The sequence below is a fragment of the Streptomyces sp. NPDC018000 genome, from assembly GCF_044328025.1.
GTDB lineage: Bacteria > Actinomycetota > Actinomycetes > Streptomycetales > Streptomycetaceae > Streptomyces.
Genome location: NZ_JBIRGM010000003.1, coordinates 669,068 through 695,212, shown reverse-complemented (window position 1 = coordinate 695,212; position 26,145 = coordinate 669,068). Strand labels below are relative to the sequence as shown.

Sequence of the window (26,145 nt, the reverse complement as noted above, 5' to 3'; positions counted from 1 at the left end):
GTCGCTGAGGGCGGTCCGTCCCCTACAACTCGGGGACCACTCACGACTGTTGCGTCATCACCAGGGTGGAGGGGGAGGTGCAGCCCAGCGGGGGATCCGCATGCGTGGCCGGTTCCTGAAAGATCTTTCCTGTCCGAACATGCGACCGGAAGGATCGATACCATGCGCAGAGGACGTCTCGCGCCGCTGCTGGCCGTGAGCCTCACAGCAACGCTGGCTCCCGCGCTCGCCACCTCGACGGCCACGGCCGCTCCGGCCGCCACCCCGTCGACCGCCTCCTCGTTCGCCGCCAAGGGCGCGCTGGACCGGTATGTGAAGCAGAAGCCGCAGTGGAAGCGGTGCGAAGCCGACTCTCCGGCAGAGTTCGAGTGCGCCACGATCAAGGTCCCGCTGGATTACCGGGTTCCCGGGGGCAAGCGGATCGACTTGGCCATATCCCGGATCAAGAGCACCGCGCCCGACAAGCGGCACGGTGTCCTGTTCTCCAACCCCGGCGGCCCGGGGGGACAGGGGCTCTACATGCCGCTGGATATGCAGGATGTGCTCCCCGAGTCCGCACAGCAGAAGTACGACCTCATCGGCTTCGACCCGCGCGGTGTGGGACAGAGCAGCCCGGTTTCCTGCGATCTGGAGCCGGAGGAGGAGAACTGGCTGCGGCCGTACAAGAAGGAGACGTTCGACAGGGACGTCGCCTGGGCACGCGACGTCGCTAACAAGTGCAAGGAGAAAGCGGGCGACACGCTCCCGCACATCACCACGCGCAACACCGCGCGCGACATGGATCTGCTCCGGGCGATCCTCGGTGAGAAGAAGATCTCGTACGTGGGTTACTCATACGGCACCTACCTGGGAGCCGTCTACACCCAGCTCTTCCCGGGCCGGGCCGACCGGTTCGTGCTGGACAGCGCGGTCGATCCGGCGCGCGCCTGGCGCGGGATGATCCAGTCGTGGGCGGAAGGCGCCGAGCCCGCGTTCGACCGGTGGACCGGGTGGGCCGCCGAGCGTTCGGAGAAGTACGGCCTCGGTGACACCCCGAAGAAGGTCGACCGGACCTTCTGGGACCTGGTCGCGCAGGCCGACGAGAAGCCCATCGAGGTAGAGGGGCAGCCGACCACCGGTGATGACATCCGGAGAGGTATGCGCGGGGCGGTCTTCAGCCCGGAGTACGCCACCGCGTGGGTCGTGCAGCTGAAGAAGGCCGCGGCCGGCGAGCCCGCCTCCGCGAAGAAGCTCACGGCGTCCGCCGGATCCGAGGGGACCGGGACCGCAGGCGCCGCCGATGCCGCCGAGGTGCCGGCCGACAACATGACGGCGAGCTTCTGGGCCGTGGCGTGCGGCGACAACTCGGCCGCATGGTCCCGCGCTCCTGAGAGCTACCGGCAGGACGCCATCAAGGACAAGGGCCGTTACCCGCTCTACGGTGACTTCACGTCCAGCATCAAGCCCTGTGCGTTCTGGGACAAGTCCGTGGAACCGGCAACCAAGGTGAACAACAAGGTCGGCTCCCTGGTCGTCCAGAACGAATGGGACTCGCAGACCCCGCTGACCAACGGTCAGGCCCTGCACTCCTACCTGAAGGGCTCGAAAATGGTCACCGTCCTCGGCGGCGAGGGCCATGGCGTCTACCCGAACGGCAACGCGTGCACGGACGGTACGGTCACCGACTACCTGCTCACCGGCAAGCTCCCGGCGAAGGACGTGACCTGCGAGGCGACGGCCGACTCGAACGCGGAGGCACGGAAGAACCAGAAGCGGGACCTGCTCCCTGGGTCCCCGCTCCCGGAGCGTGCCCCGGACCGTTTCTGAGCCCGGTCGCACGGCCCATTGCCGCATGACCCATTGACGATAGGGCGGGACCTCCTGAAGGGGTCCCGCCCCATCGTGCGTCGTCGGCGTCGGCGTCGGAGGAAAGCGGTTCGTCAAGAGTCGAGTGCGTGTCCTGTCGTCGCGTCGACGTGATCGGGTATCTCGTCATGGCGGTCGCCGACCGTCGGTGTCCCTGTGGGCTCAAAGAGAAGGATTGCGGCACCGGTAGGGGCGTACGGCTTGTGCTCCGCACCTCGCGGGACGGTGAAGACCATGCCCTGTGTGAGCTTGACCGTGCGCTCCCCGGTCGGCTCGCGCAACGAGATGTGCAGCTCCCCGTCGAGTACTAGGAAGAACTCGTCGGTGTCGTCGTGGACGTGCCAGAGGTGCTCGCCGGCGACCTTGGCGATCCGTACGTCGTAGTCGTTGACACGGGTGACGATGCGCGGGCTCCACAGCGCATCAAAGGAGGCCAGAGCCCTGCTGAGGGCGATGGGTTCACTGTTCATGGGTGAATCCTTGCCGGTTGAGCACGGCAGGCGTGAGTGCTAGAAATCGCACATGTCGCAAGAATCCTCGCGTGCAGCACGCATGGCGGGCCCGCACCGGGTCGTCGTGATCGTGGACGAGAACTCAAACCCCTTCGAGTTCGGCTGCGCAACCGAGGTCTTCGGCCTGCGCAGACCCGAGATCGGCCGTGATCTCTACGATTTCCGGCTCTGCTCGCCCGAGCCTCGCACGTTGATGAGGGACGGCTTCTTCACGCTCACGGGAGTCGCCGACCTGGAAGCAGCCGGCTCGGCGGACACCTTGATCGTCCCCAACCGACCCGATGTCGAGGTGGCTCGCCGCCCAGCTGTGCTTGACGCCATTAGGCGGGCGCACGCGCGCGGTGCGAGGCTTGTCGGCTTCTGCAGCGGTGCGTTCACCCTGGCCGAGGCCGGGGTTCTCGACGGGCGCAGGGCCACTGTGCACTGGCAATGGGCGGACTCCTTCCGGGCCCGCTTTCCTTGCGTTCGACTCGAAGAAGACGTGCTGTTCGTGGACGACGGTGACATCCTCACGGCCGCGGGGAGCGCGGCTGCCCTCGACCTCGGGCTGTACATCGTGCGCCGCGACCACGGCGCGGAGGTCGCCAACTCGGTCAGCAGACGGCTGGTCTTCGCAGCTCACAGGGACGGAGGGCAGCGGCAGTTCATCGAACGCCCCGTGCCCGACGCCCCGGACGAGTCCTTGGCGCCTGTCCTGGCCTGGGCCCAGGAGCGGCTGGACTCACCGCTCACGGTGGCCGATCTCGCGGTGCGCGCCTCAGTCAGTCCGGCGACGCTGCATCGCCGTTTCCAGGCACAACTGGGCACGACTCCGTTGGCGTGGCTCACACGGGAACGCCTCGCCTTGGCCTGCCGGCTGATCGAGCGGGGTGAGAACCACTTCGACGTGGTTGCACGGCGCAGCGGGCTTGGCAGTGCTGCCAATCTGCGCGCGCTCATGCGTCGCGAGACGGGACTTAGTCCGTCAGATTACCGGAGTCGGTTCGGCCCGGGGGTGAGGTAGGCGGAGTCTGTCCTGCTGTTCACCGTGTGTGGTCGCCGGGTCGTCGCGCGCCCACGGGCAGGCAGCTGGGTGTCTCCAGCACTGCCGTCGATCCGGCCCGCCGGAACGCAAGGTCTGATTCCCGCCAGCAGCGTTCACCTTCTTCCGGAAGATTCGGCGACGGCTCGCGCTCCAGATCGTGAGTCTGTCCAGCCGGTACTTTGCGAAAGGCACAGCGCATGCACGTCGTCCCCGGGCTCAAGGTCCTGTACTTCGGAACTCCGGTGGTGCTGATCAGCTCGCTCAACGAGGACGGCACGGCGAACCTCGCGCCGATGTCCTCCGCATGGTGGCTGGGCCAGTCCTGCATGCTCGGTCTCGGCAACAACGCCCAGACCACCGCGAACCTGCTCCGCGACGGCGAATGCGTGCTCAACCTGCCCTCCTCGGCGATGGTCGACGCCGTGGACCGGATCGCGCTCACCACCGGGAAGCAGGCCGTGCCGGACTACAAGGTGAAGCAGGGTTACCGATACGAGCCGGACAAGTTCTCGACCGCACAGCTGACCGAGCAGGAATCGGAGCTGGTCCGGGCGCCGCGGGTCGCGGAATGTCCGATCCAACTGGAGTGCAGGGTCGTCTCGGCCCATCCCTTCGGCGGTCCCGAGCCGCACGCCACCGCCTTCCAGGTCGAGGTCCTTCGGGCCCATATCGAGGAGGAACTGGTCATCCCGGGCACGCACTATGTGGATCCGCGCGGCTGGGACCCGCTCATCATGAAGTTCTGCGAGTTCTTCGGCGGTGGGCGTAACGTCCACCCCTCGAAACTCGCCGCAGGCTGGAACATGCCTCATCAGCTTCAGTCGACGGCCCTCTGAGCTGGTACCTCCTGGCAGCAACTCGCCCGCATTTTTGTGATCATTCACGCAGGGCGACTCGGGTCTGCACGATGGCGCCTCCGCCCGAAGCCGTAACCATCCTCGCTCAGTCTGGATCGCCCATGTCACTCCGCACGGGTAAGCGCACCGCCGCCCTCACCGGCGCCGCCGCAGTCCTCGTAGGCCTGTGCGCGGCCGCCGTCTGGTGGTTCAACCGCACCGACGACACCCCGTACGCACTCGCCGCCGAGCCGAAAGTGAGCGTCACCTACGAGGGCGAGCGTCCGCCCGAGGAGGTGCGTACATTCCTGACGGTGTTCGTCCAGCGTCTGGCGGACGGGGACGTAAGAGGCATCGACGCGCTGGCCGACGGCTACCCCGACGGCACGGCGACGACCCAGGAATCCTCGGACTTCCTGCGTCCGCTCGCCACGGCGGCAGCAGGCGGCCAGGTCACGGCCCGTGCCGAACCAGTGCGCGACAGCCGGTCGCTCCTCCAGCGTCTCAAGGCCCCCCGGGGCGGTACGTCCGAGGCCGAACTCACTCTCTCGGACGGCAAGCACGTGCGTATCCAACTGGCCAGGGAACACGGCGTGTGGTGGGGCTACGCCCTCGCCCCTGCCGACTGATCCCGGGTCCCGACGCACATCGCGCCCCGCATCCGGCAGCTGTCGGATGCGGGGCGCGATGTGCGTGGCCCTGCCGCTCAGTCGGCCGCTGCCCCGGCCTCGGTGCGCCGCGCCGTCGTCGCGATCGTCGCCGAGCCGACCACGCGGGTGCCGTCGTACAGCACGACGGCCTGGCCGGGGGCCACGCCGCGTACCGGCTCGGTGAAGGTGACGTTCAGCGTGCCGTCGACCAGTTCGGCGGTCACCTCGGTCTCGCCGCCGTGGGCGCGGAGCTGGGCGGTGTACGTACCGGGGCCGGCCGGGGCCGTGCCGCACCAGCGGGGCTTGATGGCGGTGAGCGCGGTGACGTCAAGGGACTCGACCGGGCCGACCGTCACCGTGTTGTTCACCGGGGAGATGTCCAGGACATAGCGCGGCTTGCCGTCGGGGGCGGGGTGGCCGATGCGCAGGCCCTTGCGCTGGCCGATGGTGAAGCCGAAGGCGCCCTCGTGGGTGCCGACCTTCGTGCCCGACTCGTCGACGATGTCGCCCTCGGCGGTGCCGAGCCGGCTTGCCAGGAAGCCCTGGGTGTCGCCGTCGGCGATGAAGCAGATGTCGTGGCTGTCGGGCTTCTTGGCGACGGCCAGGCCCCGGCGCTCGGCCTCGGCGCGGATCTCGTCCTTGGTGGTGAGGGTGTCACCGAGCGGGAACATCGCGTGGGCGAGCTGCTTCTCGTCCAGGACGCCGAGGACGTACGACTGGTCCTTGGCCATGTCGGAGGCGCGGTGCAGCTCACGGCTGCCGTCCTCGTTCAGCACGACGGTGGCGTAGTGGCCGGTGCACACGGCGTCGAAGCCGAGCGCGAGGGCCTTGTCGAGGAGCGCGGCGAACTTGATCTTCTCGTTGCAGCGCAGACACGGGTTGGGGGTGCGCCCGGCCTCGTACTCGGCGATGAAGTCGTCGACGACGTCCTCGCGGAAGCGTTCCGCCAGGTCCCAGACGTAGAACGGGATGCCGATGACGTCCGCGGCGCGGCGCGCGTCACGGGAGTCCTCGATCGTGCAACAGCCGCGCGCCCCGGTACGGAAGGACTGCGGGTTCGTGGAAAGGGCGAGGTGCACACCGGTCACGTCGTGGCCCGCCTCGGCGGCGCGGGCCGCGGCGACGGCGGAGTCGACACCGCCCGACATGGCGGCGAGCACACGGAGGGGGCGCTGGGAAGTCTCAGTCATAGCTTCACCAGGGTACGGTGCGCCGGGAACCGAACGCTCGTGCACAAGCGTTGTGGACCACATGGGGACCAAGGGGACAGCGGGCGCCAAGGGCTCCGCAGGGGCGAAGTCCGGGCGCGGCATCAGCCGCCGCGGGCTGCTGATCGGCGCTGCCGTCACGGCCGCGGGTACGGCGGCGCTGGGCTGGGAGACGCTGGAGCGTGCCTGGTGGCGGCTGCCCGGGGTGGACAAGCCCCGCACGCCGGGCGAGGTGGACTACGCGCGGGCCGAGTGGATATCGGCGTCCTCGGCGAACTGGCGGCGGGCCGACCGCCCCGCCGACTACCGGATCGACCGGGTCGTCATCCATGTCACCCAGGGCAGCTACCAGAGCGCGGTGAAGGTCTTCCAGGACCCGGCACACGGGGCGGCGGCGCACTATGTGGTGCGCAAGGACGGCCATGTGACGCAGATGATCCGTGAGCTGGATGTGGCATTCCATGCGGGGAACAGGTCGTACAACGAGCGCAGTGTCGGCATCGAGCACGAAGGGTTCGTGGACCGTCCGCAGGACTTCACGGCGGCGATGTACGGGGCGTCGGCGCGGCTGACGGCGGCGATATGCGGACGGTACGGGATACCGGTGGACCGCGAGCACATCGTCGGGCATGTGGAGGTGCCGGATACGGACCACACCGATCCGGGGAAGCACTGGGACTGGGACCGGTATCTGAAGCTGGTCCGGGCGGCGGATTCGGGCCCGTCACCTTCCCCCGGCGCCGGACGGGCCTGATCTCCTCAGCTGAGTCCTGCCGTCCGTGCCCGCTCCACCGCCGGGCCGATCGCGCGGGCCACCTCGTCGATGTCCTGCTTGGTGGACGTATGGCCGAGCGAGAAGCGCAGGGTGCCGCGGGCCAGGTCCGGGGCGGTGCCGGTGGCCAGCAGGACGTGGCTCGGCTGGGCGATCCCCGCGGTGCACGCGGAGCCGGTGGAGCACTCGATGCCCTGGGCGTCCAGCAGCAGGAGCAGGGAGTCCCCCTCACAGCCGGGGAAGGTGAAGTGTGCGTTGGCGGGGAGCCTGCCGCCCGGCGCCGGGTCGCCGCCGAGGACGGCGTCGGGGACGGCTGCCAGCACGGCCGCGACCAGGTCGTCGCGCAGACCGCCGATCTCGCGGGCGAACTCCTCGCGTCCGTCGGCGGCCAGCCGTCCCGCGACGGCGAAGGCGGCGATGGCGGGCACATCGAGGGTGCCCGAGCGGACGTGCCGCTCCTGGCCGCCGCCGTGGAGCACGGGTACGGGGGTGTACTCGCGGCCGAGCAGCAGCGCGCCGATGCCGAACGGTCCACCGATCTTGTGCGCGCTGACCGTCATGGCGGCGAGCCCGGACCGTGCGAAGTCGACTTCCAGCTGCCCGAAGGCCTGGACCGCGTCGGCATGCATCGGTACGTCGAACTCGCGGGCCACGGCGGCCAGTTCACGTATCGGCATGATCGTGCCGATTTCGTTGTTGGCCCACATCACGGTGACCAGCGCGACATCGTCGGGATTGCGGAGGATCGCCTCGCGCAGTACGTCCGGGTGGATGCGTCCGTACCTGTCGACGGGGAGGTACTCGACGTTCGCGCCCTCGTGCTCGGCGAGCCAGTCGACGGCGTCCAGCACCGCGTGGTGCTCGACGGGGCTGGCCAGCACCCGGGTGCGCTGGGGGTCGGCGTCGCGGCGGGCCCAGTACAGGCCCTTCACCGCGAGGTTGTCGGCCTCGGTGCCTCCGGAGGTGAAGACCACCTCGCTGGGGCGTGCGCCCAGGGCATCGGCGAGGGTCTCTCTCGACTCCTCGACGGTACGGCGGGCCCGGCGCCCGGCGGCGTGCAGTGAGGACGCGTTGCCGGTGACGGCGAGCTGGGCGGTCATCGCCGCGATCGCCTCCGGAAGCATCGGCGTGGTCGCGGCGTGGTCGAGGTAAGCCATGGTGGGCTCGATTCTACGAGCCCGCGGCGGGGCGTACGGCGGGCACACCCGCGCACGGCCGGGTGCGATCTTCCTCGCCCCGTTCCCGGGCCCGTCCGGGCGGGGAGGGCGTCGGGCTCCGCGCCCGGTTCAGCCGGCGAAGTCCCGGGCGACGAGGCCGTTGCCGGTGACGAGGAGGGGCCGCTCGGCCCCGGTGACTCCGCCGGTGCGCGCGGTGGGGCGCGCCGTGTCGTTTTGGCGACATGTCGCAAGCACGGCACGGAAAAGGCTGGTGCGGCCGATCAGTGGGGCCCCAGTCTTGAGCCGCACCGCGTGTCCATTTCCTTGCCTCCTGGAAAGGTTCCGATGCACAGACGGTATCGCTCTGCCGCCGTACTGGCGGCAGGAGTCCTCATCGCCACCCTCGCCCCCACCTCCTCCGGCGCGAGCGCCGCCCCGGCGCCCGCCTCCGTCGGCGCGAACTCCGCCGGCCGCCCCCAGGTCAGCTCCGTCACGCTCGTGACCGGTGACCGGGTGCGGCTGGAGACCTTCCCCGGCGGCCGGAAGGCCTTATCCGTCGAGCCGGCCCCGGGCGCTTCGCAGGCCGACTTCACCCAGCTGGAGATCGACAAGCAGCTGTACGTACTGCCCCGCGCCGCGCTCCCGTACATCGCCTCCGGCAAACTGGACCGGCAGCTGTTCAACATCACCTCCCTGGTCAAGCAGGGGTACGACGACGCCCACACCTCCGCCATCCCGCTGATCGCCCGCTACACCGGCGGCACGAACCCCACGTCCAAGGGGGCGCCCACCGGTTCGCGCAAGGGCCTGGTCATCAAGAGCCTGCGCGGCTCGGCACTGAAGGCGGACAAGAAGCAGGCCGGGCGCTTCTGGAAGGCCATCGACGACGACGCGCTCGCCAAGAGCGGCGCCGAGGGCGGCGCGAAGAACGCTTCCAAGAACGCTTCTTTCGAGAACGCGGCCTTCGAGGGCGGCGTCGAGAAGCTGTGGCTGGACGCGAAGGTCCACGCCTCCCTCGATCGCAGCACCGCGCAGATCGGTGCGCCCGAGGCGTGGAAGGCCGGCTACGACGGACACGGCGCGACCGTCGCCGTCCTGGACACCGGCGTCGACGCCGCCCACCCCGACCTGGCCGGAAAACTCGGCGAAGTACGCAACTTCACCGACGAATCCACCGCGAACGACGGCCACGGCCACGGCACCCACGTCGCCTCCACCATCGCCGGCAGCGGCACCGCCTCGGGCGGCTCGCGCAAGGGCGTGGCACCGGGGGCACGGCTGCTGATCGGCAAGGTGCTAGACGACAACGGCTCCGGCTCGTACTCCGCCATCATGGGCGGCATGGACTGGGCCGCCCACTCGGGCGCCGACATCGTCAGCATGAGCCTGGGCGGCCAGCCCACCGACGGCACGGACGTACTCAGCCTCGTCCTCGACGGCCTCAGCGAGGAGACCGGCACCCTCTTCGTCGTCGCGGCGGGCAACACGGGCTCCGACTACTCAGTGGGCTCCCCGGGCGCCGCGGCGAGCGCGCTGACCGTGGGCGCCGTCGACCGCGACGACAAGCTGGCCCCCTTCTCCAGCCGCGGCCCGCGCGTCGGGGACAACGGCGTCAAGCCCGACCTCACCGCCCCCGGCGTCGGCATCGTCGCCGCCCGCGCGGCCGGCACGTCCATGGGCAACCCGGTGGACGCGGCCTACACCGCCGCGTCGGGTACGTCCATGGCGACCCCGCACGTGGCGGGCGCGGCAGCGATCCTGGCCGGGCGCCACCCCGACTGGAGCGCCCAGCAGCTCAAGGACGCGTTGATGAGCACGACGCGTACCGCCCCCGACCAGACGGTCTACGAGCAGGGCACCGGCCGGGTGGACGTGGCGCGCTCGGTGCGCCAGCAGGTGCGCGCCACCGGCACCACCACCTTCGGCGCCCTGGCACCGGACTCGGGCCCGCGGCAGGTGAGCGTCACCTACACCAACGACGGCGACGCGCCCGTGTCGCTCACCCTGGGCACCACCTTCGACAAGCTCTACGGCTCCCCGGCCCCGGCAGGCGCCATAGGCGCCCCCGCGCAGGTCACCGTGCCCGCCCACGGCACCACCGACGTGACCGTGACCCTCGACGCGCCCGCGCTGCCGGAGGGCGTCTACAGCGGCCGCCTCACCGCCACCTCGGCCGACGGGCAGGCCATCACGCACACCGTTCTCTCCGCGGTGAAGGACCCGGTCACGCACAAGGTCACCGTGCGCGGCATCGACCGCGCCGGGCAGCCGGCGACCATCTTCCCGCTGATCCTGCTGGGTCCCACGGGCCGCTTCGATGTCGTCGAGGAGGTGCCGGCGGGGAAGAGCCTGACGGTGGACATGCCCGAGGGCATGTACTACCTGCACGGCGTCATCACGCAGCACACGGAGGACAACGTCACCAACAGCCTGGTGGTCAACCCCCACCTGCGGGTGGACGGCGCCACGGACCTGGTGCTCGACGCACGCAAGGCGGTCCCCGTGAAGATCCAGACCCCCAAGCGGGCCGAGCAGCGGGGCCCGCTGGTCTTCTCCACCCACTGGAAAAACGGCGACCGGGAGTTCGCCAGCTTCTTCACCAGCGGACACAGCGGCGGACAGCTCCTCTACGTCACGCCCACCGAGGAGTTCACCGAGGGAACCTTCGAGTTCTCCTCCCGCTGGCAGCTGACCGCACCGATGCTCCGCGCACGCGCGGTCTCCGCCACCGCCGCGGCCGGTGTCCCCGTCCGTCTGCTCCACAACTCCCCCGCTGTGGAAGGCGTGCGGCGCCTGCGGGTGGTGGACGCCGGTCACGGACGCCCCGAGGACTACGCGGCGCTGCGCGCACGGGGCATAGACGTCCGCGGAGCGGCGGTGCTCGTGGAACTGGAGGGGGTGGAGTACGACGAGGCGGTGGCCTCGGCCGCCCGAGCCGGAGCCGCGGCCGCTGTCACCACCGCCGGCGGCAACAGGTACGCGTCCGCGACCTGGCAGCCGGTGGGCCAGCGGCTGCCCGCGATCGGGCTGTACGCCTCCCACGCTGCCGCGCAGCGGCTGCGCGCGCCGGGCACCGTGCTGGAGTTGAAGGGAACCCCGGAAAGCCCCTACCTCTACGACGTCGTGCAGCTCTCCGAACAGCGCGTCCCCGAGCACGTGGTCCACAAGGTCGGGCCGAAGAACACGGCCACCGTGGTCTCGCGCTACCCGGACACGGGCGGGGCGCGCTACATCGCGGAGGACCGGCTGTCCTGGCGTCCGTGGGAGGGAGAGGACGTGTACCTCTCCATTCGGTCCCGGTACGTCCGCACCGGGCAGGTGCGGACGGAGTACCTGAGCGGTCCCGCCGACACCCGGTGGCTGCACTGGGTCAACCCCCGCAACACCTGGGCGATCCAGGCAGCGGGGACCGGCATGATCGGCCCCCTGCGCACCTACCGGCCCGGTGAGCACGCCACGGAGAGCTGGTACGCCCCCGTGGTGCGCCCGGCGATCCCCCGAGGTGTCGAAGGGCTCGCCCACCGCAAGGGCGACAAGCTGACCATAGGGATCCCCGAGTTCGCCGACACCGCCTCCGGCCACTACGGCTACGCCCTGCCCCGCCAGGACGCCGACACCCCCTACCCCGACGAGACCCGGGCCGTACTGCGTCGCGACGGCGAGATCCTCGCCGAAGGCCCCCGGGCGTGGGGCACCTTCCCCGCGGGCGGGGACGACGGCCGCTACCAGTTGGACCTGAATGTGAAGCGCACCAGCCCCGAGGGCACCCTCTCGCGGGCCACCAGCACCCGCTGGTCGTTCACGGCCCCTCGCCCGGCCGAGGGCAAGGAGTCCCTGCTTCCCCTCCTCCAGCTCGACTACGACGTGGCCACCGACCTCCAGGGCTCCGCCCCTGACTCCGGGTCCTTCGCCTTCGGAGTGAGCGCCCGCCACCAGGACGGTCTGACGGGCCGTTCCGTGAAGGGCATGGAGGTGTCCGTCTCGTACGACGACGGCGAGCACTGGCGGGCGGCGAGGACTTCCGCCCGGGGCGACGGCGCCTACCGTGTCCAGGTCACCCACCCCTCGACTGCCCGCACCAGCGGGTACGTCACGCTGCGGGTCCGCGCCTGGGACGACGCGGGCAACGAGGTGACGCAGGAGATCGAGCGGGCGTACGCGCTGAGGTAGTACGCGAGATCCGGAAGCCGCGACCGGCCCCGGTCGCGGCTTCCGTGCGTCCTACGACAGCCAGTCGCGCCGCGCCGCCTGCCACACCAGCTGCGTACGCGTCGTCGCGCCCGCCCGCTGCATCAGCGCGGTGATCCGGCGCTGCACCGTGCGGTGGCTGACACGCAGCTGGGTGGCGATCGCCTTGTCCGTCACGCCCGCGACGACCAGGGAGAGCAGATAGCGCTCGTCGTCGGCGAGACTGCCGCCCGGTCCCATGCCGCCGGCGAAGTCGGCCAGCTCGCCCGCCTCCGTGACGTGCAGCGGGGTCCCCGCCGCCCACTGGATGTCGAACAGGGCGACGAGGGCGTCCAGGAGAGTGCTGCTGCGGATGATCGCAGCGGTCGGCTCGCCGCGGGCGCCGGTCGTGCTGCCCGGCATCAGCGGGCAGACGGCGACAGAGCTGTCGACGATGACCATGCGCACGGGGAGTGTGCTGGTGGCACGGGCCACTTCACCGGCGCGGATGCCCTGGGCGACGTTGTCGACCATGCCGGGCTGCTCCAGGCAGGCCCGTTCGTAGATCGCCTCGTAGCGGATGCCCTGGGCGAGCAGCTCGAACTCCTCGTCGTTGTCCTGGGCGCGCAGCGCCACGGGATCGGCCTTGCAGAACCACCGCAGGTCACTGCGGGCCCCGTAGGCGAGTTGACGCAGCTGCTGACGGATGGCGCCGGCCCCGGTGATCACCTCGACCAGTTGCCCGGCGTCATGGCGCCGGCCGCCCGCCCGGTACTCCTCGGCCAGCTGCTCCACTCCACGCCGTGCCCACTCCAGCGCTTCTTGGCCGCGCGCCAGCAGAGGCTGGAGCGCCACGTCCGGCGAGACGGGTACGTACCGCATGCCGCCGCCGCCCGGCAGCCGCCCGACCAGGCCTTTGTCATGCAGGGAGGACAGAAGCGACGCCGCCTCGCGTTCCCGGATGTGGAGCCGTTGGACGATCTCGTCCACGCCCGCACCTCGTACCTCCACCAGGTGGCGGTAGACCCGCTCCTCCGCTGCCCCGATCCCCGCTATCTCCAGCACGCGCCCTCTCCCTCGCCGCAGCCCACCCCGGACGGACGCCCACTGTGCCATCCATGATCGAAATCGAACAGGATGCGGGCGGCCCTGCCGAGCGATCAGAAGAGACCGCAGTTTCCGCAAGCCCGAGGCGGGGCGTACGACAGGCGCGTGGTGTCCCGGGACCCGGGCACCGCGGCAGCGGGGTCCGCTCCGCCCGGTTCAGCCGGCCGAGGTTGACCAGCCTGAGCCGCCCGCCCCACACGCCCCACACGTGCAGGGGCCCGCCAATCCGGCGGGCCCCTACTGGGATCGGTGCTTCAGGAACGCGACACCCTGGCCAGCTGGCGGGACTGGGCCACCAGCCGGTCCGCGCTGTCCCAGACGTCCGCGTCCTCCTCCAGGAAGCCGCCCGCGAGGTTGCGGGTGGTGATGGAGACGCGCAGCGGGCCGGGGGCGGGGCGGCAGCGGATGTGGGTGGTGAGTTCGATGGTCGGCGTCCAGCCCTTGAGGCCCAGCTCGAACGAGGTGGGCGGCAGGGCGTCGACGGTGAGCAGGAGCGAGAGCGGGTCGGCGTCGCGGCCGTCCGCGAGGCCGAACCAGCCGCGCATCTCACCCTTGCCGGAGGGTGCGCCGACGGCCCAGCCGATCGTCGCCGGGTCGAGCTTGATGTCGAGCCGCTCGGTGATGGCGGAGCTGCCGGGGATCGGGGCCGGGCTGTCGCTCGGACCGAGGCAGTGCTCCCGCGCCGGGATGGCCGGCGGCTTCGCCGATGTGCGTACCTCGTCGGACAGCGCGTCCAGATCGCCGTAGGTGGCGATGACGCGGATGCGCTCGATCTCGGTGCCGTCCTGCGCGTACTGGAAGAGGGAGGCCTGGCCGGTGGAGAGGGTGCGGCCGGTACGGACGGTCTGCGTCCGGATCACCGCGGGGCCGGGGACGGACGCGGTGAGGTAGTGCGCGGAGACCGAGAAGGGGTCGGGGTGCGGCAGGGCCTCGCCGAGTGCGCGGCCGAGCATGGCCAGCAGATAGCCGCCGTTGACTGCCTGGATGATTGTCCATCCGGCGGAGAGCTCGGCGTCGTAGACGCCTTCTTCGCGAAGTGTGACGGCGGTGTCGCGGTCGAACTCGCTGTCCCCGATGGTTGCCTGCGTGGTCTGCGCTGCCTGCCCTGCTGCCTGTGCCATGCGATGCACCGTACACCGATTGTATTACTGAGCGGTAGCTTTTTTGTGGCCGGAAGATGCCGGAAGGTGCCGGGCGATGTCGGCACACGGCGTCGGCCGGGGCGCGAAGCCGCGTCAGGAGGCCGCGGGGCCCTCCTCGGCCGTCGCCGACCGCCGGTTGTAGGCACGCGGGGCCCGCCAGTGGTAGCGCATCGCCAGCAGCCGCAGCACGAACGCCACGATGACCGCGGCGCCGCTGGTGAAGGCGTTGAGCGCGTCGAAGCGGATGCACAGCACGATCATGATGGCGCCGACCATCGCGGGCACCGCGTACAGGTCGCGGTCCCAGCGCAGCAGCGACGGCACCTCGTTGGCCAGGACGTCGCGCAGTACACCGCCGCCGACCGCGGTGGCCAGCCCCAGGGTCGCCGATGCGGTGAGGCCGAGGCCGTAGGCATACGCCTTGACGGTGCCCGTGACGCAGAACAGCCCGAGGCCGGCCGCGTCGAAGACATTGACGGCCACCTGGATCCGTTCGACGTGCGGATGCAGGAAGAACACCAGACCGGCGGCGATGAGCGGGGTGGTGAAGTAGCCGAGATCCGTGAACGCCGCGGGCGGGACCGCTCCGATGACGATGTCACGGAACAGCCCCCCGCCCAGCGCGGTGACCTCGGCAAGTACCGCGATGCCGAAGACATCGAAGTTCTTGCGTACGGCGAGCAGAGCGCCGGAGATCGCGAAGACGAAGATCCCGGCGATGTCGAGCGCATGCTGGACGGAGGGCGTGAACAGTTCGTTGAGCACCGGGCAATTGTGCCGGTACTACTCCTTCGGGTTCTCCTCCGGCGTATCGGACGATGCGGTGCCGTCATCCGCGGCGCTCTCGCCGGCTTCCGGCTTCCGCACCGTGCCGGCCTCCGGCTTCCGCACCTCGACGATCTCGATCGCCTCCCGCGCCGCCGCCACCGTCTCGCCGGGCGCCTGGCCGGGCGCGTTCTCCGGGTGGTGGCAGGCCACCTGGTGCCCGGTCTGCAGCGCGGCCAGCGGCGGTTCCTGCGTCTTGCAGATCTCCGTCGCCTTCCAGCACCGGGTGTGGAAGCGGCAGCCGCTGGGCGGCGAGATCGGCGACGGCACGTCGCCCTTCAGCAGGATGCGCTCGCTCTTGGCCGAACGGCGCTTCGGGTCAGGGATCGGGACCGCCGAGAGCAGCGCCTTGGTGTACGGGTGCATCGGCGCCTTGTAGAGCGACTCGCGGTCGGCCAGCTCCACGATCTTGCCGAGGTACATCACCGCGATCCGGTCCGAGACGTGCCGGACGACCGAGAGGTCATGGGCGATGATCACGTACGTCAGACCCAGCTCGGCCTGGAGGTCGTCGAGCAGGTTCACCACCTGCGCCTGGATCGAGACGTCCAGCGCCGACACCGGCTCGTCCGCCACGACCAGCTTGGGGTTGAGCGCGAGCGCGCGGGCGATCCCGATGCGCTGGCGCTGGCCGCCGGAGAACTCGTGCGGATAGCGGTTGTAATGCTCGGGGTTGAGGCCCACGACCTCCAGCAGCCGCTGCACCTCCTTCTTGACGCCGCCCTCGGGCGTGACGCCCTGCAGCTTGAAGGGGGCACCCACGATCGTGCCGATCGTGTGCCGGGGGTTCAGCGAGGAGTACGGGTCCTGGAAGATCATCTGCATGTCCCGGCGCATCGGCCGCATTGCGCCGACGCCCAGGTGCGTGATGTCCCTCCCCTCGAACTCGATGTTCCCCGCGGTGGGTTCGAGCAGCCGGGTGATCAGCCGGCCCATCGTCGACTTACCGCAGCCCGACTCTCCGACGACGCCCAGGGTCTCGCCCGAGCGCACCTCGAAGTCGATCCCGTCGACGGCCTTCACGGCACCGGCGCTGCGCTGCAACAGCCCCTTCTTGATGGGAAAGTGCTTCTGCAGCCCGGTCACCTTGAGCAGCACCTCGCGGGAGGCTGCGTCCTTGACCGCCGCGCCGTTCCCGGCAGACCTCTGCGCCGGAACGTCCACGCCCTTGTCCTCGCTCGTCACGGCCTTGTCCTCGCTCACAGCTTGGGCGCAATCTCTTCGGTCCAGATACGCTCCCGCTGCTCCTGCGACATGTGGCAGGCGGCCCAGTGCCGGCTGCCGACCTCCTGCAGCTCGGGCCGTACGGTACGGGTCACGTCGTCCTTGGGCACATCCGCGTACGGGCAGCGCGGGTTGAAGGCACAGCCCGACGGGATGTTGATGAGCGACGGCGGGGAACCCTTGACCGGGATGAGCCGGTCGGTCTGGTCGCGGTCGAGGCGCGGCATCGAGCCCAGCAGACCCCAGGTGTAGGGGTGCCGGGGCTCGTAGAACACCTTCTCGGCCGGTCCGCGCTCGACGCAGCGCCCGCCGTACATCACCAGGAGGTCGTCGGCGAGCTCGGCCACGACGCCGAGGTCGTGGGTGATGATGATGACCGCGGAGCCGAATTCCTTCTGCAGGTCCCGGATCAGGTCGAGGATCTGCGCCTGGACGGTCACGTCCAGCGCGGTCGTCGGCTCGTCGGCGATCAGCAGCTCGGGGTTGTTGACCAGCGACATGGCGATCATCGCGCGCTGGCGCATCCCGCCGGAGAACTCGTGCGGGTAGCTGTCGACGCGCTTGTCGGGCTGCGGGATGCCGACCCGGTCGAGCATCTCGATCGCACGCTTGCGGGCGGTCTTCTTGTCCACGTCGTGATGGACCCGGTACGCCTCCACGATCTGCTTGCCGATCGTGTAGTACGGGTGCAGCGCGGACAGCGGGTCCTGGAAGATCATGGCCATGTCGCGGCCGCGCAGCTTGCGCACCTCGTCCGGGTCCGCGGACAGCAGTTCCTTGCCGTCCAGCCAGATCTCGCCGGAGACCTGTGCCTTGCGCTTTCCGTACTGGCCCGCGGTGTGCAGGCCCATGATGCCGAGCGAGGTGACGGACTTGCCGGAGCCGGACTCGCCGACGATACCGAGGGTCTTGCCCTTCTCCAGCTGGAAGGTGAGCCCGTCGACGGACTTGACCAGACCGTCGTCGGTCGGGAAGTGCACCTTGAGGTCGCGCACTTCGAGGAAGGCGGTGGGAGCGGGCGAGCCGGCCCGGGCAGGTTCGCCCAGCGCGGCACCGCTCTTGTGCAGTTCGGTCATCCCAGCCTCACTCGCGGGTCGATGACGGCGTACAGAATGTCGACGACGAGGTTGGCGACGGCGATCGCGAGAGCCGCGAACAGTGTGACGCCGAGGATCACGGGCAGGTCCTTGTTGCTGATGGCCTGAACCGCCGCGAGCCCGAGCCCCGGCAGGTTGAAGGTGGACTCGGTGAGGACGGCGCCACCGAGGAGCACGCCGATGTCGAGGCCGAAGACGGTGAGGATCGGCGTCATCGCGGAGCGCAGGGCGTGCCGGGTGATGACGGTGCCCTCGCCCAGACCCTTGGAGCGGGCGGTGCGGATGTAGTCCTCGCCGAGCACTTCGAGCATGGTGGCTCTGGTGAGCCGGGCATACATCGCGGCGTTCAGGAAGGCGAGCACGATCCACGGCAGGATCAATGTCTGGAACCAGGTGCCGATGCTGTCGTCCGTGGAGAGGTTGTCGGCCATGTGCACCCAGCCGAAGGTGTGCACGAACAGGCCCATCGCGACCATGCCGGTGAAGAAGATCGGCAGGGAGACGCCGGCGAGGGCGGTGGTCATCGCGGCACGGTCCCAGATGCTGCCGCGCTTGAGCGCGGACACCACACCGGTGGCGACGCCGCCGAGGAGCCACAGGACGCAGGCACCGGCGGCCAGTGCGCCGGTGACGGGCAGGGCGTCCTTGAGGGTGGTCCAGACCGGTACCTCCGTGCGGAAGGAGTAGCCGAAGCAGGGTGCGGCGCAGTGGGTGACGTCGTCACCGTTCGCGTAGTCGCGCCCCATCGGGATTCCCTTGACGAAGTCCCAGAACTGGACGAGAAGGGGGTCGTCGAGACCCAGTTTGATCCGGATGCCCTGGAGCTGCTCGGCACCCGTGGCCTTGCCGGCGAAGAGGACGGCGACGTCCTGACCCGCCCACTTGGGCAGCATGAAGAAGATGGTGAAGGTCGCGAGCAGTACGACGAGCACCATGATGACTACGGCGAACAGGCGCCGGATGAGATAAGCAAGCACTGTGCGCGGCCCGGCGGTGGCCGGGAACCCCTTGCGGGGGCTCCCGGCCACCGCCTTGGCCATCACCTGCCCTTCGGACTGGCGGGTTTCGGCGGCGGTGGGGCAGTCAACCGGGTTGACTGCAAATGCTGTTGACTACAGCGACTACTTGACGACGCCGAGCGAGACGTAGTCGTAACGGCCGCTGAAGGCGTCGGACATGTAGACGTTGGTCAGCCGGTCGCCGCGCCAGGTGATGTTCTTCTCGTAGATGAAGGGCATCCAGTCGGCCTGGTCGAGGATCCGCTTGTCGAGAGCCTTGTAGATCTCGCCGGCCTTGACCGGGTCGGTCTCCGCGATCGCGTCGTCGAAGAGCTTGTCGATCTTCGGGTCGTTGATCTGCGACTCGTTGTAGTTACCGGTCTCGGCCAGGAACCGGCTGTCCCACAGCGGCTGGCCGAAGCCCTGGCCGGACGGGAAGTCCGGGCCCCAGCCGCTCATCGTCATGCCGTAGCCGCGCTTCTTCACGACGGACGGCGAACCGGTGATGCTGGACGCCTCGGCACCGTCGATCGGGTCGACCTCGATCTTGATGCCGACCTTGCCGAGCTGCTCCTGGAGCGCCTCGGCGACGTCGACCTCGCCCGGGTTGTTGTTACGGGCGGTGAGCTTGGTGGAGAAGCCGTTGGGCTTGCCGCACTGCTTCAGCTCGTCCTTGGCCTTGGCCGTGTCCGGCTTGCCCTTGCGGGCGAGGACGCCGTACGGGTCGTAGTCGCTGTGGCCCTTGATGGAGGCCGGGAGCGCGCTGTTGGCGATCTCGCCACCGGCGATCTCGCCACCACGGGTCTGCTGAAGGCTGGCGAAGTCCGTGGCGTAGAAGACGGCCTTGCGGCAGTGGACGTTGTCCAGCGGCTTCGTCGTGTGGACGAGCGCGACGTAGCGGACGAAGGGCGTCTGCATGTTGTCGACGCTGTCCTTGTGCTCCGAAACGGCGGTGACGCGGCCGGACTGGGTCATGCCGGTGCCGTTGAGGTCGACGTCGTAGTCGCCCTCCATCAGCTTCTTGTCGTTCTCCTCCAGGTTGGCGGAGATCGTCACGGTGACCTTGTCCGGGAGCGCGGCACGCACCGGGTCCGAGGACTTGTCCCACTTGTCGTTGCGGACGAGCACGATGCTCTTGCCCGGCTTGTACGACTCGAACTTGTACGGGCCCGAGGAGAACGGCCGCTGGGTGTACTTCGCCTTGGTGTCCTGCGACGCCTTCACGGGCGAGCCGGACGGCATGGCGAGGAACTGCTCGAAGTCACCGTTGGGCTTGGGCAGTTTGAAGATGATGGTGTTGTCGTCGGGCGTCTCGATCGCCTTCAGGCCGAGCTTGTCCGGGGACGAGTCCTTGTAGGGGCCCTTGTACTCGCCCTTGGGGTCCAGACTCTGCTTCAGGTACTGCGGGCCACCGGTGATGGTGTCCGTCGCCCAGATGCGCTCGATGCCGTACTTGACGTCCTTGGAGGTCAGCTTGGAGCCGTCCTCCCAGGTGAGGCCGGGCCGCAGCTTGTACGTGTACGTCTTGCCGCCGTCCGTGATCTCACCGGGGCCGGTGGCGAGGTCGCCGACCAGCTTGGTGGAGGCGGCGCCCGGCTTGGTGTCGTACGTGACCAGCTGGCGGGTGTAGAAGCGCATGAAGTCCCAGGCCATGCCGTAGTAGGCACGCTGGGGGTCGGCGGAGTCGAGGTCCTGCTTGCCGACCATCCTCAGCGTTCCACCCTTTTTGGTGGACGGGTTGGCGACCTTGTTGAACGCCGCGTTGAAGCCGGCAGCCTTCGTCTTGCCGCCGCCGTCGCCGTCTTCGCCGCCGCCGCACGCGGTGGTGGTCATCAGCGCCGCGACCACGAGGGCCGCACCAGCGGTGAGCCGTCGTTTCGAGGTAACTGTGGACATTTTCTCGCAACCTCCGAGATCGCGGTCCCAGGCCGTTGCTTGCCGGAGAACCATGGGAAGAGCCACCTGACAGTGCGGCAGGGGCAAGTCGTTGGCTATCGGGTCCCCTTGGGGTCCAGGGCGTCGCGCAGCCCGTCCCCGAAGAGGTTGAAGGCCAGTACGGTGATGAAGATCGTCACGCCGGGGAAGACCATGAACATCGGGTCGTGCTCGTACGTCTCCAGGGCGTCCCGCAGCATTCCGCCCCAGGAGGCGGTGGGCGGCCGCACACCGGCGCCGAGGAAGCTGAGGGCCGCTTCGGTCAGGATGTTGGTGGGGATCATGAGCGTCGCGTAGACGGTGATCGGTGCCACCAGGTTCGGCAGCAGCTCACGGAAGAGGATGTGCACCCGCCCGCCGCCGAGACTGCGCGCCGCTTCCACGTACTCGCGTTCGCGCAGCGAGAGCGTCTGGCCTCGGACGATGCGGCCCACGTACGGCCAGCCGAAGAAGCCGATGACGGCGACGAGTACGGCGATGCGCACCCCGCTGCCGGTGAGGCCGAGCAGGTCGTCGGGGAGGACCGAGACGAGGGAGATGATGAAGAGGAGCTGCGGGAAGGACAGCAGCACGTCCATCACCCGGCTGATCACCGCGTCCACCCAGCCGCCGAAGTAACCGGCGATGATCCCGAAGAGCGTGCCGAGCGCCACGGCGACCAGGGCCGCCAGGAACGCCACGAGCAGCGAGATCCGGGCGCCGTAGACGATCCGGCTGAAGACGTCGCGCCCCTTGTTGGGCTCGACGCCGAAGAGGAAGTCGCCGCTCACGCCGCCGAGGGCTCCCTGGGGGAGATTGGTCAGCGGATCGAGCTCGTCCTGGTGGAATTCGTTCGGCGGGTGCCCCAGCAGGCCCACGATCAGGGGCGCGAAGACGGCCACCACGATCAGGAGGAGGACAACGATGCCACCCGTCAGAGCGACCTTGTCCTGCTTGAGGCGGTGCCAGGCAATCTGCTTGAGGGAGCGTCCCTCGACCTTCTTCACCCCGGAGTCGACTGCGGGACCGTCGGTCGCGATCGAGTCCGCTTCCTTGGTCGGCTCGTGCAGTGGTGCCGTCATCGTGGCAAGGACCCCTCTCAACCGGCGGTGGCCGGGCCGAACTGGCCGCTGTGGCGGCGCGGATCAGTCAGTCGTACGCAGAGGCGGCAGGACGCCCTTGCTGCGGGAGTCTTCATTGCCGTCGCGCGAGGTAGCCATACCGTCAGGCGAATGGATGCCTAACCGTGATGCGGTCAGGGGCGTTCCGTTATCCGGACGCAAGTGAACGCCCCCCGAACACAGGTCAGTTGAGGCGGAAGAGGGCACGCGCACAGATTCGCGTCGCTTTCACCATCAGACACCCCCAGCACGGAGATCTCGGACATGGGGAGTTCACGCCTGTGGCGAGGGTCCGGGCGACGCGCCGATCCACCCGAGCATGCGCGGGAGCGGCCGGCCGCGATCCGGAAGTCGGGTGCGTACAGCGCTATTTCGGGTGCCGGGCGTACAACTCCGCTGCCGGCAGGGTCAGTACGCGCCCTGCGGCGGCGGATAGCCGTAGCCCGCCACCGGGGCCGCCGGTGCGTGGGCCTCGCGGTCGTAGAACGGGCGGGAGTTGGCGCGCAGCCACATCGCGACCGGGTCGTACTCGTCGGACATGGCGACGGTGGAGACGGGCAGCCCCTCCGGGACCGCGCCGATCGACTGCTGCATCATCGCACGCACCGCGTCGACCGATGGCTGGCTCGTGTCGTAGAGGTCGAGACCGATGGCGAGATACGGGACGCCGAGCGCGGGCTGCACCCAGGCACGGCGCAGCGAGCGGATCGCCGGGGTGTGATGGGCGTTCTGCGTGAGCAGGGCATAGAACTGCGGGATCTCGATGGCCGGCTCGGTGAGCCGGAGCGGGCCCGCGGGCATCCGGTCGAGGCCGGTGGCGATCCGCCGCAGGTCCAGCCAGGGGATGCCGACGCCGCCGCCCGGGGCGTGCGGGTTGAGCCAGATGCCCCAGCGGTCGGGGAAGAGGGCGCGGGCGATGTCGCGGCCGCCGACCAGTTCATGGGCCCGGTTCCAGCCGCTGGCCGAGAGTTCCTGGGCGGAGGTCACACACGGGGCGTAGCCGAGGCCGTCGATCTCCATGTTCCCGTACTGGGCGTCGGGCGAGCCTGCCTGGCCGTGCCAGAGGAGCATCCAGATCCGGCCGTGCGCGAGCGCCTGCAGCAGTGCCTCGTACGCGTCGTAGCGCCCGGGCGTCACTTGGCGCAGCATGTGCTCGACCTGCCCGGCCGCCGCGGTGCCTGACGCACTCACCTGGTCCCGCCCCTCTTCGATCCACTGTGTCGGCCCGCCGCTCCCGGGGCACACGGGAGCGGCATGATGCCTGGGATCATCAAACCAGCTTATGCGCCGGTCCTGACACCGGCTTGACGCCTTGGGCCGGCGTGGTGATCCACTCCGAAGGCATCCGCGAGCGCGGCGCCGGGTACTACCGGTCGGCGCGCTGGTAGAACGGCCGGATCTTCTCCCGCATCCAGTCGCCGACCGGGTCCTGCGCCACATCGAGCAGGACCAGATTGACCGGCCAGGGCACCTCGACCCGGCCGAGCGCGCGGCCGAGGGCATCCATCGGGGCATTGCCTCCGGCGCCCTCCCAGGTGGTGAGCTCGACGCCGATGAAGAGGACGGGCTCGCCGCCTTCGATGCTGGCCAGCGTCCGGCGGGCGGTGAGCACAACACCGCTCTCCTCGAATTCGCCGGCCGCCGCGGAGAGGAAGTCGACGGGCTCCTCCTGCCAGGCCGGCTCGAACAGCCGGACCCTGCCTCCGCCGGCCGGACCGTCCAGCGGGGTGCGTCCGGCGCGGCAGAGTTCCGCCACGGCGGGCGGCGGCAGCGGCATTCCGACGGCGCCGCCCGGGTTCACGGCGATGCCGAGCTGCGGGGGCAGGCCGCGGGCGAATTCGCGGGCGGGCGCGACGGTGTAGGACATACGGGTGCCGACGCAGCTGAGGAACTGCTGTTCGGAGCTGAATACGGGAACGTACGCAGCGCCCTCGATCTCCAGCGTGGGCAGGTCCAGGTCCGGGGAGTCGGGTCCGCCGCCGTTGGGCAGGGGCACCCAGACGTCACTGCGCCCCAGCACCTCGACGAGCCGTCCGCCCGCCTCCGGGCTGCCCACCGAGGCCGTCAGAACTTCTTCGAGCTCATTGACCGGCCATCCGCTCTGCGGATGGGACTGGACCTGTGCCGGAATGTCCACTGCTTCCCCTTCTTGCCCGAGCCTTCCGGCAGAAGATTAACGTCCGGCCGCCAGGTGGCTACGGCCCCTCGCTCCCTCAGACCCCGCGCCCCCCTCAAACCCCTCGCCCTCTCAGGCCCTATGCGTCCGCGAACGCGATCCGGTCCAGCTTCCCCGCCGCCTCCCGGTCCAGCAGCACCGCCGAAGCACACCCGGGCGGCAACAGGCCGGCCTCGGTGTTCCGCAGCAGCCTCCCCACCGCCCTGCGGTGCCGGGCAAACGCATATCCGGATACGCCGCGTCCGCGCTCCCGCTGGCCCTCCCTCGCCGTCTGCGGTGTGACGTCGAGCAGGACGAGGTGGAGGGCGTGGCCCCGGCGCCGCGCGTCACGGGCCAGCCAGCCGCGTACCCACGCCTGGGTTCCGCAGTCGTGGACGACGACGGACTCACCGGAGCGCAGCGCCCGCCGCAGTCCCCAGTAGTGGGCGATGCGGACGACGGGGCGGTAGAGGGCGTACGGGAGCAAACGCGGCATAAGCCCCGCCCAGCGGTCCCGGGTGTCCTGGGAGTCGATGGTGCGGGCCGTAGTGACCGCCCGCCGGATGAGTGTCGATTTGCCGCTGCCGGGCAGCCCGGAGACCACCACAACGTCGCCCGCCGCGAAATGCAGGCTGCGCGGGCTGCGCCCGGCCCGCTCCCGCAGATCCCGCACGACGGGCGCGTGCGTGCCGAGCGTTTCCGTGGCCGGAGCCCCTGTTTGTGCGGGCATCGCGCCTTGCGCGACCCCCGCGGTCGTCGCGTACCGGTGCAAGGTCATCACCCTCCCCCTGTCGGGTCACCCCACGTATGCCCACGAGGGTCATCCCACGTATGCCCATGAAGTGTAAAGAAAAGGTAATACGGCGCGACCGTCCACGCCGCTGTTTTCCCGTGAGGGACCGGGGCCCCACTCCGGGGAGATGCATGCAATGATGACCCGGCCAACTGCATAAAGGCCGCTTGAATCCGCGCGGGAGAGTTCCGGCCACTGCATGTGCCGGGCGCCGAAGGAGCAAGTTCCTCCCTTGAATCTCTCAGGCCCCGTACCGCGTGGATGAGGCAGATCTGAAAAGCGGGCCGCTTCTGCGGCTCCACCCAAGGTGCAAGCCGAGCCCTTCCGGGGCTCTCGGCGAACCTCTCAGGTTCCGATGACAGATGGGGAGGGATTGTCCTCGTCGTCATGCCCCGGGAGCCACATCCATGAGCACCGCCCCCCGTCTTACCGCCCTCGACGCCCTGCACCGTTCGCTGGGCGCGACCATGACCGACTTCGCGGGCTGGGACATGCCCCTGCGGTACGCCAGTGAGCGCGACGAGCACAACGCGGTGCGCAACAGCGCCGGTCTCTTCGACCTGTCGCACATGGGCGAGATCACCGTCACCGGCCCCGCGGCCGCGGCGTTCCTGAACTTCGCGCTGGTCGGCAACATCGGCACCGTCGCCGTCGGCCGCGCCCGCTACACGATGATCTGCGGCGAGGACGGCGGCATCCTCGACGACCTGATCGTCTACCGCCTGGGCGACACCGAATACATGGTCGTCGCCAACGCCGGGAACGCCCAGATCGTGCTGGACGCGCTGACCGCGCGGGCCGACGGCTTCGACGCCGAGGTGCGCGACGACCGCGACGCGTACGCGCTGCTCGCCGTCCAGGGCCCCGAGTCCCCCGCCATCCTTGCCTCCGTCACCGATGCCGACCTGGACGGCCTGAAGTACTACGCCGGTCTGCCCGGCACGGTCGCCGGCGTCCCCGCGCTGATCGCCCGTACCGGCTACACCGGCGAGGACGGCTTCGAGCTGTTCGTCGCCCCCGAGCACGCCGAGCACCTGTGGAAGGCCCTCACCGAGGCGGGCGCCTCCCACGGCCTGATCCCGTGCGGGCTCTCCTGCCGCGACACGCTGCGCCTGGAGGCCGGCATGCCGCTCTACGGACACGAGCTGACCACCGACCTGACCCCGTTCGACGCCGGTCTGGGCCGGGTCGTGAAGTTCGAGAAGGAGGGCGACTTCGTCGGCCGCAAGGCCCTCCAGGCCGCCGCCGAGCGTGCCGAGACCGCCCCGCCGCGCAAGCTGGTCGGACTCGTCGCCGAGGGCCGCCGGGTGCCGCGCGCCGGTTATCCCGTGGTCGCCGAGGGCCAGGTCATCGGCGAGGTCACCTCGGGCGCCCCGTCGCCCACCCTGGGCAAGCCGATCGCCATCGCGTACGTGGACGCCGCGCACGCCACGCCCGGTACCACGGGCGTCGGAGTGGACATCCGGGGCAGCCACGAGCCGTACGAGGTCGTGGCGCTGCCGTTCTACAAGCGCCAGAAGTGACGTCCGCGCACCTCAGAAGTGACGCAGTCGCGTCTCACACCGTAAGACCACCGTTCATCAGCACTCCCCCGCATA

Annotated in this window: 22 protein-coding genes and 1 riboswitch; of the genes, 7 read left to right on the top strand and 15 right to left on the bottom strand. The window is 69.8% G+C overall.

Translation table 11 applies throughout. The features are described from left to right. The first annotated feature begins 162 nt into the window (after nucleotides 1-162). Entirely contained in the window at nucleotides 163-1,806 is a 1,644-nt protein-coding gene (locus ACH4EW_RS11580; RefSeq protein ID WP_398254620.1) for an alpha/beta hydrolase, read from the top strand. Between the two features lie 113 nt (nucleotides 1,807-1,919). Here the strand turns inward: ACH4EW_RS11580 and ACH4EW_RS11575 are convergent, their stop codons facing one another. Further along, on the bottom strand, nucleotides 1,920-2,315 hold the full coding sequence (locus ACH4EW_RS11575; RefSeq protein ID WP_398254619.1) for a cupin domain-containing protein: 396 nt from the start codon (nucleotides 2,313-2,315) through the stop codon (nucleotides 1,920-1,922). A gap of 52 nt (nucleotides 2,316-2,367) precedes the next feature. Here ACH4EW_RS11575 and ACH4EW_RS11570 point away from each other — a divergent pair, with 52 nt between their 5' ends. The 3 genes from ACH4EW_RS11570 to ACH4EW_RS11560 all read left to right on the top strand — a co-directional run bounded on the left by ACH4EW_RS11570 (nucleotide 2,368) and on the right by ACH4EW_RS11560 (nucleotide 4,846). After that, nucleotides 2,368-3,360, top strand: coding sequence for a GlxA family transcriptional regulator (locus ACH4EW_RS11570; RefSeq protein ID WP_398254617.1), 993 nt, complete (start codon nucleotides 2,368-2,370; stop codon nucleotides 3,358-3,360). Between the two features lie 218 nt (nucleotides 3,361-3,578). Beyond that, nucleotides 3,579-4,217 (top strand): flavin reductase family protein, encoded by a 639-nt coding sequence (locus ACH4EW_RS11565; RefSeq protein WP_398254615.1) that lies wholly within the window; start codon nucleotides 3,579-3,581, stop codon nucleotides 4,215-4,217. A 122-nt stretch (nucleotides 4,218-4,339) separates the two neighbouring features. Next, nucleotides 4,340-4,846, top strand: a complete 507-nt coding sequence (locus ACH4EW_RS11560; protein WP_398254613.1) for a hypothetical protein — start codon at nucleotides 4,340-4,342, stop codon at nucleotides 4,844-4,846. A 77-nt stretch (nucleotides 4,847-4,923) separates the two neighbouring features. Here the strand turns inward: ACH4EW_RS11560 and mnmA are convergent, their stop codons facing one another. Beyond that, on the bottom strand, nucleotides 4,924-6,057 hold the full coding sequence (mnmA, locus tag ACH4EW_RS11555) for a tRNA 2-thiouridine(34) synthase MnmA (protein ID WP_398254611.1): 1,134 nt from the start codon (nucleotides 6,055-6,057) through the stop codon (nucleotides 4,924-4,926). Nucleotides 6,058-6,118: 61 nt separating this feature from the next. Here mnmA and ACH4EW_RS11550 point away from each other — a divergent pair, with 61 nt between their 5' ends. After that, on the top strand, nucleotides 6,119-6,829 hold the full coding sequence (locus ACH4EW_RS11550) for an N-acetylmuramoyl-L-alanine amidase (RefSeq protein WP_398254609.1): 711 nt from the start codon (nucleotides 6,119-6,121) through the stop codon (nucleotides 6,827-6,829). A 5-nt stretch (nucleotides 6,830-6,834) separates the two neighbouring features. Here the strand turns inward: ACH4EW_RS11550 and ACH4EW_RS11545 are convergent, their stop codons facing one another. Both ACH4EW_RS11545 and ACH4EW_RS11540 read right to left on the bottom strand, forming a co-directional pair. Further along, complete coding sequence (locus ACH4EW_RS11545; RefSeq protein WP_398254607.1) at nucleotides 6,835-8,004, bottom strand: cysteine desulfurase family protein; 1,170 nt, start codon at nucleotides 8,002-8,004, stop codon at nucleotides 6,835-6,837. A gap of 129 nt (nucleotides 8,005-8,133) precedes the next feature. Next, nucleotides 8,134-8,313, bottom strand: coding sequence for a hypothetical protein (locus ACH4EW_RS11540; RefSeq protein ID WP_398254605.1), 180 nt, complete (start codon nucleotides 8,311-8,313; stop codon nucleotides 8,134-8,136). Nucleotides 8,314-8,349: 36 nt separating this feature from the next. Between ACH4EW_RS11540 and ACH4EW_RS11535 the strand changes: the two genes are divergently transcribed. Next, nucleotides 8,350-12,174: a S8 family serine peptidase gene (locus ACH4EW_RS11535; protein ID WP_398254603.1), complete on the top strand. Its 3,825-nt coding sequence runs from the start codon at nucleotides 8,350-8,352 to the stop codon at nucleotides 12,172-12,174. Between the two features lie 51 nt (nucleotides 12,175-12,225). On the opposite strand, the gene ACH4EW_RS11530 is transcribed toward ACH4EW_RS11535, so the two are convergent. The 11 genes from ACH4EW_RS11530 to ACH4EW_RS11480 all read right to left on the bottom strand — a co-directional run bounded on the left by ACH4EW_RS11530 (nucleotide 12,226) and on the right by ACH4EW_RS11480 (nucleotide 24,532). Continuing rightward, nucleotides 12,226-13,236 (bottom strand): helix-turn-helix domain-containing protein, encoded by a 1,011-nt coding sequence (locus tag ACH4EW_RS11530; RefSeq protein WP_398254601.1) that lies wholly within the window; start codon nucleotides 13,234-13,236, stop codon nucleotides 12,226-12,228. A gap of 296 nt (nucleotides 13,237-13,532) precedes the next feature. Continuing rightward, a complete protein-coding gene (locus ACH4EW_RS11525) occupies nucleotides 13,533-14,399 on the bottom strand; it encodes a thioesterase family protein (protein ID WP_398254599.1) in 867 nt (288 codons plus the stop codon). A gap of 114 nt (nucleotides 14,400-14,513) precedes the next feature. Continuing rightward, complete coding sequence (locus ACH4EW_RS11520) at nucleotides 14,514-15,185, bottom strand: trimeric intracellular cation channel family protein (RefSeq protein WP_398254597.1); 672 nt, start codon at nucleotides 15,183-15,185, stop codon at nucleotides 14,514-14,516. An 18-nt stretch (nucleotides 15,186-15,203) separates the two neighbouring features. After that, on the bottom strand, nucleotides 15,204-16,409 hold the full coding sequence (locus ACH4EW_RS11515; protein ID WP_398254819.1) for an ABC transporter ATP-binding protein: 1,206 nt from the start codon (nucleotides 16,407-16,409) through the stop codon (nucleotides 15,204-15,206). A gap of 35 nt (nucleotides 16,410-16,444) precedes the next feature. After that, a complete protein-coding gene (locus tag ACH4EW_RS11510; RefSeq protein WP_398254595.1) occupies nucleotides 16,445-17,545 on the bottom strand; it encodes an ABC transporter ATP-binding protein in 1,101 nt (366 codons plus the stop codon). Continuing rightward, nucleotides 17,542-18,543 (bottom strand): ABC transporter permease, encoded by a 1,002-nt coding sequence (locus ACH4EW_RS11505; protein WP_398254817.1) that lies wholly within the window; start codon nucleotides 18,541-18,543, stop codon nucleotides 17,542-17,544. Before ACH4EW_RS11505 ends, ACH4EW_RS11510 begins: the two co-directional genes overlap by 4 nt. Before the next feature lie 144 nt (nucleotides 18,544-18,687). Further along, a complete protein-coding gene (locus tag ACH4EW_RS11500; protein ID WP_398254593.1) occupies nucleotides 18,688-20,460 on the bottom strand; it encodes an ABC transporter substrate-binding protein in 1,773 nt (590 codons plus the stop codon). A gap of 95 nt (nucleotides 20,461-20,555) precedes the next feature. Beyond that, nucleotides 20,556-21,560, bottom strand: coding sequence for an ABC transporter permease (locus ACH4EW_RS11495; protein WP_398254591.1), 1,005 nt, complete (start codon nucleotides 21,558-21,560; stop codon nucleotides 20,556-20,558). Nucleotides 21,561-22,007: 447 nt separating this feature from the next. Further along, nucleotides 22,008-22,790: an enhanced serine sensitivity protein SseB C-terminal domain-containing protein gene (locus tag ACH4EW_RS11490; protein ID WP_398254589.1), complete on the bottom strand. Its 783-nt coding sequence runs from the start codon at nucleotides 22,788-22,790 to the stop codon at nucleotides 22,008-22,010. A gap of 175 nt (nucleotides 22,791-22,965) precedes the next feature. Continuing rightward, nucleotides 22,966-23,736, bottom strand: coding sequence for an enhanced serine sensitivity protein SseB (locus ACH4EW_RS11485; protein ID WP_398254587.1), 771 nt, complete (start codon nucleotides 23,734-23,736; stop codon nucleotides 22,966-22,968). A gap of 118 nt (nucleotides 23,737-23,854) precedes the next feature. Further along, nucleotides 23,855-24,532: an AAA family ATPase gene (locus tag ACH4EW_RS11480; protein ID WP_398254585.1), complete on the bottom strand. Its 678-nt coding sequence runs from the start codon at nucleotides 24,530-24,532 to the stop codon at nucleotides 23,855-23,857. A 183-nt stretch (nucleotides 24,533-24,715) separates the two neighbouring features. After that, nucleotides 24,716-24,813: riboswitch (glycine riboswitch) on the top strand. A gap of 141 nt (nucleotides 24,814-24,954) precedes the next feature. On the opposite strand from ACH4EW_RS11480, the gene gcvT reads away from it, so the two are divergent. After that, entirely contained in the window at nucleotides 24,955-26,070 is a 1,116-nt protein-coding gene (gene gcvT / locus ACH4EW_RS11475) for a glycine cleavage system aminomethyltransferase GcvT (protein ID WP_398254583.1), read from the top strand. Nucleotides 26,071-26,145 lie beyond the last annotated feature (75 nt).

Coding starts and splice junctions, on each gene's coding strand:
- gcvT (WP_398254583.1), top strand. CDS start 24,955: ATGAGCACCGCCCCCCGTCTTACCGCCCTCGACGCCCTGCACCGTTCG.
- mnmA (WP_398254611.1), bottom strand. CDS start 6,057: ATGACTGAGACTTCCCAGCGCCCCCTCCGTGTGCTCGCCGCCATGTCG.
- ACH4EW_RS11565 (WP_398254615.1), top strand. CDS start 3,579: ATGCACGTCGTCCCCGGGCTCAAGGTCCTGTACTTCGGAACTCCGGTG.
- ACH4EW_RS11580 (WP_398254620.1), top strand. CDS start 163: ATGCGCAGAGGACGTCTCGCGCCGCTGCTGGCCGTGAGCCTCACAGCA.
- ACH4EW_RS11575 (WP_398254619.1), bottom strand. CDS start 2,315: ATGAACAGTGAACCCATCGCCCTCAGCAGGGCTCTGGCCTCCTTTGAT.
- ACH4EW_RS11545 (WP_398254607.1), bottom strand. CDS start 8,004: ATGGCTTACCTCGACCACGCCGCGACCACGCCGATGCTTCCGGAGGCG.
- ACH4EW_RS11500 (WP_398254593.1), bottom strand. CDS start 20,460: ATGTCCACAGTTACCTCGAAACGACGGCTCACCGCTGGTGCGGCCCTC.
- ACH4EW_RS11495 (WP_398254591.1), bottom strand. CDS start 21,560: ATGACGGCACCACTGCACGAGCCGACCAAGGAAGCGGACTCGATCGCG.
- ACH4EW_RS11570 (WP_398254617.1), top strand. CDS start 2,368: ATGTCGCAAGAATCCTCGCGTGCAGCACGCATGGCGGGCCCGCACCGG.
- ACH4EW_RS11535 (WP_398254603.1), top strand. CDS start 8,350: ATGCACAGACGGTATCGCTCTGCCGCCGTACTGGCGGCAGGAGTCCTC.
- ACH4EW_RS11525 (WP_398254599.1), bottom strand. CDS start 14,399: ATGGCACAGGCAGCAGGGCAGGCAGCGCAGACCACGCAGGCAACCATC.
- ACH4EW_RS11560 (WP_398254613.1), top strand. CDS start 4,340: ATGTCACTCCGCACGGGTAAGCGCACCGCCGCCCTCACCGGCGCCGCC.
- ACH4EW_RS11480 (WP_398254585.1), bottom strand. CDS start 24,532: ATGACCTTGCACCGGTACGCGACGACCGCGGGGGTCGCGCAAGGCGCG.
- ACH4EW_RS11510 (WP_398254595.1), bottom strand. CDS start 17,545: ATGACCGAACTGCACAAGAGCGGTGCCGCGCTGGGCGAACCTGCCCGG.
- ACH4EW_RS11550 (WP_398254609.1), top strand. CDS start 6,119: ATGGGGACCAAGGGGACAGCGGGCGCCAAGGGCTCCGCAGGGGCGAAG.